General features: G+C 65.6%; 10 protein-coding genes and 1 tRNA gene. 4 read left to right on the top strand and 7 right to left on the bottom strand.

Going from position 1 to position 9,259, the window contains the following annotated elements; all coding sequences use genetic code 11:
• The 3 genes from H9Q09_RS08510 to H9Q09_RS08500 all read left to right on the top strand — a co-directional run.
• Positions 1-358, top strand: a 358-nt coding sequence (locus H9Q09_RS08510) for a helix-turn-helix domain-containing protein (RefSeq protein ID WP_210315265.1), incomplete at its 5' end; no start/stop codon positions are given.
• Positions 355-1,740 (top strand): HAMP domain-containing sensor histidine kinase, encoded by a 1,386-nt coding sequence (locus H9Q09_RS08505; RefSeq protein WP_187390659.1) that lies wholly within the window; start codon positions 355-357, stop codon positions 1,738-1,740. The genes H9Q09_RS08510 and H9Q09_RS08505, both read left to right, overlap by 4 nt.
• A gap of 417 nt (positions 1,741-2,157) precedes the next feature.
• The gene (locus tag H9Q09_RS08500) at positions 2,158-2,724 is read left to right on the top strand and encodes a DUF1993 domain-containing protein (protein ID WP_187390658.1); all 567 of its coding nucleotides are present in this window, start codon (positions 2,158-2,160) and stop codon (positions 2,722-2,724) included.
• A gap of 162 nt (positions 2,725-2,886) precedes the next feature.
• On the opposite strand, the gene H9Q09_RS08495 is transcribed toward H9Q09_RS08500, so the two are convergent.
• Positions 2,887-2,963, bottom strand: a tRNA-Ile gene (locus H9Q09_RS08495).
• A gap of 169 nt (positions 2,964-3,132) precedes the next feature.
• On the opposite strand from H9Q09_RS08495, the gene H9Q09_RS08490 reads away from it, so the two are divergent.
• On the top strand, positions 3,133-3,882 hold the full coding sequence (locus tag H9Q09_RS08490) for an SIMPL domain-containing protein (protein WP_187390657.1): 750 nt from the start codon (positions 3,133-3,135) through the stop codon (positions 3,880-3,882).
• A gap of 74 nt (positions 3,883-3,956) precedes the next feature.
• On the opposite strand, the gene H9Q09_RS08485 is transcribed toward H9Q09_RS08490, so the two are convergent.
• The 6 genes from H9Q09_RS08485 to rpoD form a co-directional block, all read right to left on the bottom strand.
• Complete coding sequence (locus H9Q09_RS08485) at positions 3,957-4,307, bottom strand: hypothetical protein (RefSeq protein ID WP_024351276.1); 351 nt, start codon at positions 4,305-4,307, stop codon at positions 3,957-3,959.
• 191 nt (positions 4,308-4,498) lie between these two features.
• On the bottom strand, positions 4,499-5,122 hold the full coding sequence (locus H9Q09_RS08480; protein ID WP_187390656.1) for a GNAT family N-acetyltransferase: 624 nt from the start codon (positions 5,120-5,122) through the stop codon (positions 4,499-4,501).
• Entirely contained in the window at positions 5,119-5,526 is a 408-nt protein-coding gene (locus H9Q09_RS08475; protein WP_024351278.1) for a ketosteroid isomerase-related protein, read from the bottom strand. Before H9Q09_RS08475 ends, H9Q09_RS08480 begins: the two co-directional genes overlap by 4 nt.
• Positions 5,527-5,573: 47 nt before the next feature.
• The gene (locus H9Q09_RS08470; protein WP_187390655.1) at positions 5,574-6,443 is read right to left on the bottom strand and encodes an NAD(P)-dependent oxidoreductase; all 870 of its coding nucleotides are present in this window, start codon (positions 6,441-6,443) and stop codon (positions 5,574-5,576) included.
• A 135-nt stretch (positions 6,444-6,578) separates the two neighbouring features.
• Positions 6,579-6,872, bottom strand: coding sequence for an HlyU family transcriptional regulator (locus tag H9Q09_RS08465; protein WP_187390654.1), 294 nt, complete (start codon positions 6,870-6,872; stop codon positions 6,579-6,581).
• Positions 6,873-7,128: 256 nt separating this feature from the next.
• A complete protein-coding gene (rpoD, locus tag H9Q09_RS08460; RefSeq protein WP_024351281.1) occupies positions 7,129-9,126 on the bottom strand; it encodes an RNA polymerase sigma factor RpoD in 1,998 nt (665 codons plus the stop codon).
• Positions 9,127-9,259 lie beyond the last annotated feature (133 nt).

The raw sequence follows: 9,259 nt of genomic DNA, 5'->3' as shown, positions 1-9,259 counted from the left end.
CAGCCGACAGGTCCTCGTTGATTCTTACGGCCATCGCTCTTTCCCTCCCTTCGCCAGACAGGGAATCACGAACGCCCAGGACAGGAAAATCACAGCTGAGTCAGATCAAGCGCAGGCGGGTATGAGGCTGACGGCCCAGGAACATGCTGCCCTCGACAAGCTGATCCGTGCCGGCGACCGCGTGACGCCGAAGCGGATGCTGGGCGAGCATCTTTATGCGCTTCACCAGGACTGGTCGGACAACGCGGTCGAGACGCTGGTTCATCGACTTCGCAGGAAGCTTTCGGAGGCCGGGGCGACTGTCGAACTCAAGGCGCTGCGCGGCCTCGGCTACATCCTGTGCGAGACCCGATCATGAGACGGGCCTATCGCCTCGACGTGAGGCTCGCGGTGGTCGTGACGGTGATATCCGTTCTGACCCTTATTGGTGCCGGTACGATCCTGTCCCTGGAATTCACGCGCGGCCAATTCGCAATAGAAGAACGCGGGCTATCCACTCAAGTCGAGGAATGGGCGGGGTTGCTTCGGCGCAATCCTGGCGGCACGGTCGTACTCGACCGCCCGGCGGAGCCATCATCAGAGGTTGATCCACCCTATACCGGGCTTCTGTCAGGTACACGGCCAGTCTACGGCTACACCGTCACCGATGAAACCGGGGCGGTACTAGATCGCTCCGATGCCAACGCTCCAGCCGGACGCCCTCAATCAGCAGACGCAGAACCGGTTCTTTCAAGTGGACCGACGCTTGACGGTACCGGACCAGTCCTGATCGCCGAACTTTACGTCCCGGAGTTTGGGGTTTGGCTCCGGCTGGCGCGATCGCGCTCGGATGTCACCGCCCTAACCAACACTTTCTTTGCCCAATCTCTCGAAGAGCTGGGTTGGGCGGCGCTGGCAATGCTTGTCGTCATGGTGATCACTGCAGTGAGCATCGTTCGCTTCAGTCTGCTGGGACTGCGGCGAGTGGCTGCGCAGGCCGAACGGATCACCTTTGACAATTTGGGGCATCAGCGGCTTGCCGGCTCATCGGCACCTGCGGAGGTGCAGCCATTGATCGCTGCCGTCAACCACGCCTTGGACAGCATAAGGGCCGGTGCAGTTGCTCAACGCGATTTCTCGATCCATGCCGCTCATGAGCTTCGGACGCCGCTAGCCGACCTCAAGCTACGGCTGGAAGGCCTAGCATCTGACCCGGACCGGGATGCGGCCATGCAGGACATCGATGCAATGGCCCGTCTAATCGAGCAGTTGCTGCAAATCGCTCGGTTAGATGGGAGTACGGCTTTCTCCCTCCAATCGCTCCGCCTCGGTGAGACAGTCGCCCAGATCCTGCAGGATGCGGCCCCGCGCCTGGTGTCCGCGGGATGGTCGCTCGAGGCGGACGGCCTGGACTTGCCCGTTCGGGTCATCGGCGATTCGACACTGATCGGTATGATCGTGCGAAATCTCTTGGATAACGTCCGTAAACACACACCAAGTGGCACGTGTGTAAAAGTTTCCATATCCAACGACGGAACGCTTCTATTTGCCGATACGGGTCCGGGATTGCCGCGGGAGTTTCCCTGTTCAGGCTTCGCACGGTTCGTCCGGGGCAATGACGATGCTCGGTCCGGAAGCGGACTGGGACTTTCGATATGTGAAACTGCCATGCGGCGCATGAGGGGAACATTCAGCCGAGAACCCGCAGTGGGCGGCGCTACCTTTCGAATGACCTTCAGCCTGGACCATGGTGCAGTTTAGGACAGCCCCAGCAACCCATCGTCCTCAAGTCCCGAACCGGGTCCGACCCTGAACGACCACAATGCGCCGGAAACGGGTTGCGTGGCAGCGGCCGTAGAACGATCGCCTTCCGCCCGCCCAATCCATTTGCAGGCGGCAACAATGGGCCGAAAGCCGACAGGCAGCTTCCCGCACTGTCGCCATGAAAGCCGTCGTACCACTCACGACCCTTCCACGACACGCGCGTCGGCATGGCGAGGCGTTCGTAGCTGCCGTTGATGTCAGGCATTGATGATGTCTTTGGCCCGCTGGGTGCCTGTACGGCCGCGCAAACGGGCGGCCGAGCTTGGGGTACGTGGCACCGACGCTTGACCTGAGATAAACAAGCGGCAAGCACTCGACGCGTCCTCGAGCCGAGATATCATAAGCGAGAACCCGATGCCCCTGCATGACCTCCTGATACCAACCTACGTGCAGATGCTGACGGCGCTTTCTGCTTGGCTCGGTAAAGCGGAGACACAGAGGCTAGGGGGCGCGGCCGAGCTTTTGCTAGCCGCGCGTCTCGCTCCAGACATGTTCCCGTTGTCCACGCAGATCCGCTTCGCCTGCGTGCAGGCGCAGGAGGGTTTGTTCCGGCTCCGAGGGGAGACCTTCCCTGTCTCCGTGGGGGTCCTTCTGGACGAGGGGCGGAACGCAGCCGAGCATCCTGGTACCATCGCGGACGCGCGTGCGCGCATCGCCGAGACCATCGCCGTGGTAGATGCCGCCATGGCAGACATCCACCCTGTAGATCCTTCCACCCAGATCGCTCATGCGCTGCCTCAGGGCATGGTGTTTGATCTCACTGCCGAGCAGTATGCCCGTGACTGGGCGCTGCCGCAGTTCTTTTTTCATGTAATGATCGCGTATTCGATCCTGCGTAGCCAAGGCGTCGAACTGGGCAAGGCCGACTATGTCGCTCACATGTTCGCCTACCTGCGTCCCGGCACCTTGCCGTCGCAGTAGGGAGCGAGGAGCGTACAGCAGCTGGGGTCAAGAGCGCTGGCTGTCGCGAGGCGACGTAACTAGGCAAGAGCACCGAATCATCTTCCTTGTTACGCAGTTCGGGCTCTGCCGAGTCCGAATTCACGCAAAGTGGCAAGCGATTGCAACCACTTAGGTAGATTTTGGTGGGCCCGGCAGGACTCGAACCTGCAACCAAGCGGTTATGAGCCGCCGGCTCTGACCAATTGAGCTACAGGCCCGCCGGGGATGGGCGTAGCGCAAAGGCTGGCGCCACTCAAGCGGGAGCGCGGCGGGCGGGTGATGTCGTGCGGGTTCTGCGGGCGCCTGCAGATGATTTCGTGTTGACGCCGCAATGCGACCATAGAAGAGCGGTCCCTGTCACCTTCCATCAACGGAGAGTCAGCGTCCATGAACCGCCGCTTCAGTCCCCTGATCGCCACCCTGATTCTCGTCGTTTCGCCGGCCGCTGCGCTGGCGCAGACCGGCGCGCCGCAGCCCGCCGCCGAAACGGCCGCGCGCACCCTCGTCGTCACCGGAACCGGCGAGGCCCGGGCGACGCCCGACGTCGCCATGACCAGCTTCACCGTGCTGCGCTCGGCCGAGACCGCACGCGCGGCCCTCGACGCGGCCAATGCCGCGATGCGGGAAGTGACGTCCGGCATGCGGGCGCTCGGCGTCGCGGACCGCGACCTGCAGACCTCCGGCTTCTCGATCAATCCGCAATATCGCTACGACAATCAGAATGACGGCACCCAGAAGCCGCCGGAGATCGTCGCCTACGAGGTGCGCAACAGCCTGACCGTGCGGGTGCGCGACATCGGCAAGCTCGGCGAGATCCTCGACCGGGCGGTCACGCTCGGGGTCAATCAGGGCGGCGAGATCAGTTTCGACGTTGCCGAGCCGCAGGAGGCGCGCAATGCGGCGCGGCAGGAGGCGGTGAGCGACGCCATGGCCACGGCGAAGGTGCTGGCCGAGGCGGCGGGCGTGACGCTCGGCCCGGTGCGCGAGATCAGCGAAAGCGGCAGCCAGATGCCGCCGCAGCCCATGGGCCGGTCGATGAAGATGATGGCGGCGGAAGCGGCGCCCAGCGTTCCGGTCGAAACCGGCGAGAACAGTTTCAATGCCAGCGTGCGCATGGTCTTTTCCATCGCCGACTGACACGCCGCGGTCCGCGCTGCGGACAGGACAGCGGCCCCCGCCCCGGCATCTTCCGGGCGCGGGGGCCGATAGGGTCAGCGACGGCGGAAGCTGATCACCGGGCAGCCGCGCTCGCGGGCAAAGCGGACCACGGCGCGGTGGCCGCGCGAGTGACCGGCGACGACGACGGCGCGACGGTTGGCCCGGCGAACATGGGCCCGGTGGACGCCCATGTTGCGTGCCTTGCGCACGGCGCGGCGCGGCGAACAGGCGACACGGCCGTGGTGGCCGCGGCGGACATGGCGCACGGGCTGGGCTGCATGGCCAGAGCCGATGGTGACGCCGAAGCGCAGGCCATCGGCGGCGGCCGGGGCGGTGGCGGTCGCGACACCGCCGGTGGCGAGCGCGGCAACGACACAGATCGAGCGGGCGAAAGACTGGAACATCGGGGCGTCTCCTCTTTGGGGTCCGGCGGGCAGACACGCCGCCCGGACCGCATTGGCCGAAGTCCGATCGCAAGGCCGCCGGACAGCGTGCGGCGGAAGGAGCGATCGCCTCCCCGCCCGTTCGGCAAGGAGTGCCCCGAGATTAGGAGAGCGGGACTGAACGCTGCCGGAACCGGCCGTTCATCGACGGTTCAGCCGGCATCCGCCGGGACGGCGCGCATCCAGAACTGCATGGTCTTGTCGGTCTCGGCCGCCTCGCCGAGATCGCGCCACGCCATGGTCGCCGTCAGGCCAGGCACCGGCCGATAGCCGCGCTTGTGCCAGAAGTCGTCCAGAGGCCGGTAGTCCGCGGGCCGCGCCGGATGGTCGACGGGCCGCTCGACGGCGCAGAAGGCAGTGACGGCAAAGCCCTGTTCGGCCGCGGCCGCCTCACGGCCGTCGAAGAAAAGGTGGCCGATGCCTCTGCCCCGCCATTGCGGATCGAGGACCGATTCGCCGAGATAGAAGACGCCGGCCGGGTCGATGCCGTGGGCGGCGAAACTCGCGGCGAGCTGCGGCTGGTGATCGCCCAGCGGCGCCGCCGTCGCGGCACCGACGAGCCGGCCGTCCCCTGCCCGTGCGGCGACGATCACCGCCCCCGGCGAGGCGGCATAGGTGGCGAGGTAGCGCCGCTCGTAGTCCCGGTCGCCCTCATAGAGATAGGGAAAGGCGCTGAAGACCGAGATCCGCAGGCCCGCCAGCTCGTCCAGCACGGCCTCGGCGGCCGCGCCTCGCAGCGTTGCGACCGACAGGCCGCCGGTGTCGTCTCGCGTCATCGCGCCGAGACAGCCGCAATCCAGGCCTTGAGATTGTAGTAGGTGGTCACCCGCGTGATCTTGCCGTCGTCGATCTCGAAGAACTGGCCGGCGGGCACCGCATAGCGCTGGCCGTTCGCTTCGGGCAGGCCCGGGGCGGTCGCCAGATATTCGCCATGGACAGTGTATTCGGCGGCCGCGCGGCCGGAGTTCGCGGCGGTCATGACGACGATGTCGCTCAGCGTCTCGCGGTAATGGCGGGCCATCATGGCAAGGAAGTCGCGGAAGGCGGCGTGGCCGATCTCGCGGCCTCCCTCGTTCAAATCATGGGCGACGTCCTCGTGCAGGCAGTCGAGCATGGCGCTCCAGTCGCTGGCATTGAAGGCCGCGAGATAGCGCTCGATCAGCGCCGCATTGTCGTTCATCGGAAGGCTCCGTCGGTTGGGCTGGGTGGGTTGCTGCCGGCTCGGGTTCAGCCGAGCAGGCGCTGCAGCTTGGTCGGCAGGGATTCGATCACCGCGTCGGGCACGAAGAAATCCGCAACCGGATCGCCGACGCCCTCAGGTCCGTAAACCGAGAAATCGGTGACGCCCGTCTCGCGCAACAGCACCTCGTCGATGAAGAAATTGCCGGTGCATTCGCGCGACGGCCGGGTGAGGATCGCATGGGCGGCATCGGCGACGATCTGGGGCGAGCGGCTCATCCGCGCCATCTGGTCGCCGCCCAGAACGTTGCGGATCGCCGCGGTGTCGATGGCGGTCAGCGGCCAGAGCGAGTTGACCGCGATGCCGTCGCGGCGGAACTCCCCGGCCATGCCGAGGGTGCACATGGACATGCCGAACTTCGCCATGGTGTAGGCGACGTTGTTGCTGAACCATTTCGGGTCCATGTCGAGCGGCGGCGACAGGTTGAGGATATGCGGGTTCGCAGCTGCCTTCAGATGCGGGATGCAGGTCTTGGAGACGAGGAAGGTGCCGCGCGCATTGACGCCGTTCATCAGGTCGTAGCGCTTCATCGGCGTGTCGAGCGTGCCGGTGAGCTGGATCGCCGAGGCGTTGTTAATGCAGATGTCGATGCCGCCGAAGCGGGCGACCGCCTGGTCGACCGCGGCCTGCACCTGGTCCTCGTCGCGGATGTCGCAGACGACGGCGAGGCCCTTGCCGCCGGCCGCCTCGATTTCCTCGACCGCGGTGTGAATGGTGCCCGGCAGCTTGGGATGCGGCGTGTCGGTCTTGGCCGCCACCACGACATTGGCACCGTCCGCCGCCGCCTTCAGCGCGATCGCGAGGCCGATGCCGCGCGAGCCGCCGGACATGAAGATGGTCTTGTTTCGAAGTGTCACGGTTTGCCTCCCCGTTCGCCTGACCGGCGGGACATCATCATACTCACCGGCACGTGTCGACCGCCGCCCCAGGGCCGCGTCGGGACTTGGCGATCGCTCCACGGCAGCGTGCAATCACCCTGCCGATGCCCGGCATCAGCCGGCGAAGATCGCCTCGCCCTGTTCGTCGATCACCTGCCGGCCCTTCATCAGCGCGAAGCGGGCAGCTTCCTCCTCGCTCTGAAACAGGTCGGCGCGCACCAGCCGGTGCGTGCGGGTCTCGCCGTCGATGGTCCGGGTGATGGTGGCGCAGAGCCGGAACTGGCCACCCTCGGCGATCGGCGTCGCGGCAATGTGGAACCCGTCATAGGTCTCTTCGGCCGCAACCCGCGCCGGCTTCGGCGCGGACGGTGCGGAACCTCCGCCGAACAGCTTCTTGAGAAAGGACATGGCTCTCCTTCGCGCGCTGGTGGCACCTGGCGCAGACGCGCCGTCGACAGGAGGAGATAGCGGCCCTGCCGGTTCGGCAAGTCCGCACGGGCGTCGGCCGTGTCATTGGGGGGATCGTGCGGGACGCGAAGGGATCGCGCGGCGGCGGCAGGGAGCGGGCGCAGGGCTGCCGGAAGCAGCAGGCGGGCGTCAGCGCCGCCAAGGAAAACGGCGCGCCGGCCCGGATGTCCGGAACCGACGCGCCGCCGATGATCGTTCAGCTGTCGAGGAAGGAGCGCAGCTTGCGCGAACGGCTCGGATGCTTGAGCTTGCGCAGCGCCTTGGCCTCGATCTGGCGAATGCGCTCGCGGGTGACCGAGAACTGCTGGCCGACCTCTTCGAGCGTGTGATCGGTGTTCATGCCGATGCCGAAGCGCATGCGCAGCACCCGCTCCTCGCGCGGAGTGAGCGAGGCGAGGACGCGCGTGGTGGTCTCGCGCAGATTGCCCTGGATCGCCGCGTCGATCGGCAGGATGGCGTTCTTGTCCTCGATGAAGTCGCCGAGATGCGAATCCTCCTCGTCGCCGACCGGCGTTTCGAGCGAGATCGGCTCCTTGGCGATCTTCAGGACCTTGCGCACCTTCTCCAGCGGCATCGCCAGCTTCTCGGCCAGCTCTTCCGGGGTCGGCTCGCGGCCGATCTCGTGCAGCATCTGGCGCGAGGTGCGGACGATCTTGTTAATCGTCTCGATCATGTGCACCGGAATACGGATGGTGCGGGCCTGATCTGCGATCGAACGGGTGATCGCCTGCCGGATCCACCAGGTGGCGTAGGTCGAGAACTTGTAGCCGCGGCGGTACTCGAACTTGTCCACCGCCTTCATCAGGCCGATGTTGCCCTCCTGGATCAGATCCAGGAACTGCAGTCCGCGATTGGTGTACTTCTTGGCGATCGAGATGACGAGCCGGAGATTGGCCTCGACCATCTCCTTCTTGGCCTGCCGGGCCTCGCGCTCGCCCTTCTGCACCATGTGGACGATGCGGCGGAACTCGGTGATCTCGAGACCGGTCTCGGTCGCCAGATTCTGGATCTCCTGGCGCAGACGCTTGATCTGCTCCTTCTCGGCCTGGACAAACTTGAGCCAGCCCTTGCCGGACAGATTGGCGATGTGCCGCGTCCAGTTGGGATCGAGCTCGGTGCCCTGGTACTCGTTCAGGAACTCGTCGCGCTTGACGCCGTGGGATTCGGCGAGCCGCAGCAGACGGCCCTCATTGCCGACCAGCCGCTTGTTGATGTCGTAGAGTTGGGCGACCAGCGCATCGATGCGGTTCTGGTTCAGCGACAGGCTCTTGACCGCCGTGATCAGCTCTTCCTTGAGCTTCTTGTAGGACCGCTCCTGGCTCGGCGACAGGGTGCCCTGCGCGGCCAGACGGTTCTCGACCTGCTGGTCCTGCAGCTTGCGCAGCCGGCGATAGGCGTCGGCGATCTGGTCGAAGGTCTCCATGACCTGCGGCCGGATCTCGGCCTCCATGGCGGCCAGCGAGAGGTTGTTCTCGAGGTCGTCGTCCTCCTCGTCCTCCTCTTCGCCGGGCGCGCGGGCACCGGTCGAATGGGGCGGGCCGTTGGGAACGCCGCTCACCGAGCCGTTGGAGCCCTCGACGGCGGGCGGCGTCGGGGTCTTGGCCTCGGGGCCGGCATATGTCGCCTCGAGATCGACGATCTCGCGCAACATGATGTTGCCTTCGTTGAGCTCGTCGCGCCAGATGATGATGGCCTGGAAGGACAGCGGGCTCTCGCAGAGGCCCGCGATCATCGTCTCGCGCCCGGCCTCGATGCGCTTGGCGATGGCGATCTCGCCCTCGCGGGACAGAAGCTCGACCGAGCCCATCTCGCGCAGATACATGCGCACGGGATCGTCCGTGCGGTCGCCGGCTTCCTTCTTGGTGGTGGTGGCGACCTGGGTGCGACCGGTCTCGGCGACCTCGGTCGATTCGGAGGACTCGGACTGCTCCTCGTTCTCGCCCTCTTCGTCGCTCTCCACGACATTGATGCCCATATCGTTGAGATTGGTCATCATGTCCTCGATCTGCTCGGAGGTGACATCCTCCGCCGACAGCATCGAGTTGAGCTTGTCCATGGTCACGAAGCCGCGCTTCTTGGCGGCCTTGATCATCTTCTTGACAGCGTCATCCGACAGGTCGAGCAAGGGTCCATCGGGAGCACCCTCGTTCCGCTCCTCGATCGGTGCCTCGCTTTCCTTGGCCTTGATCGCCATGCGTGTCATTCTCCAATTCGCGCGTACCGCGCTGTCCGCCGTCGCGGACCGCGGACGCTGCGGTCATCTCGCCCGCCACCATGCGGCACGAGCCGTAAACTTTCGCTTAACCATAAAGCGCCGTGCCACACGG

The organism is Aurantimonas sp. DM33-3, assembly GCF_014334315.1.
Taxonomy (GTDB): Bacteria; Pseudomonadota; Alphaproteobacteria; order Rhizobiales; family Rhizobiaceae; genus Aurantimonas; species Aurantimonas coralicida.
Note: the sequence above shows the minus strand (reverse complement) of the source record. Positions and strands in the feature narration are given on the sequence as shown.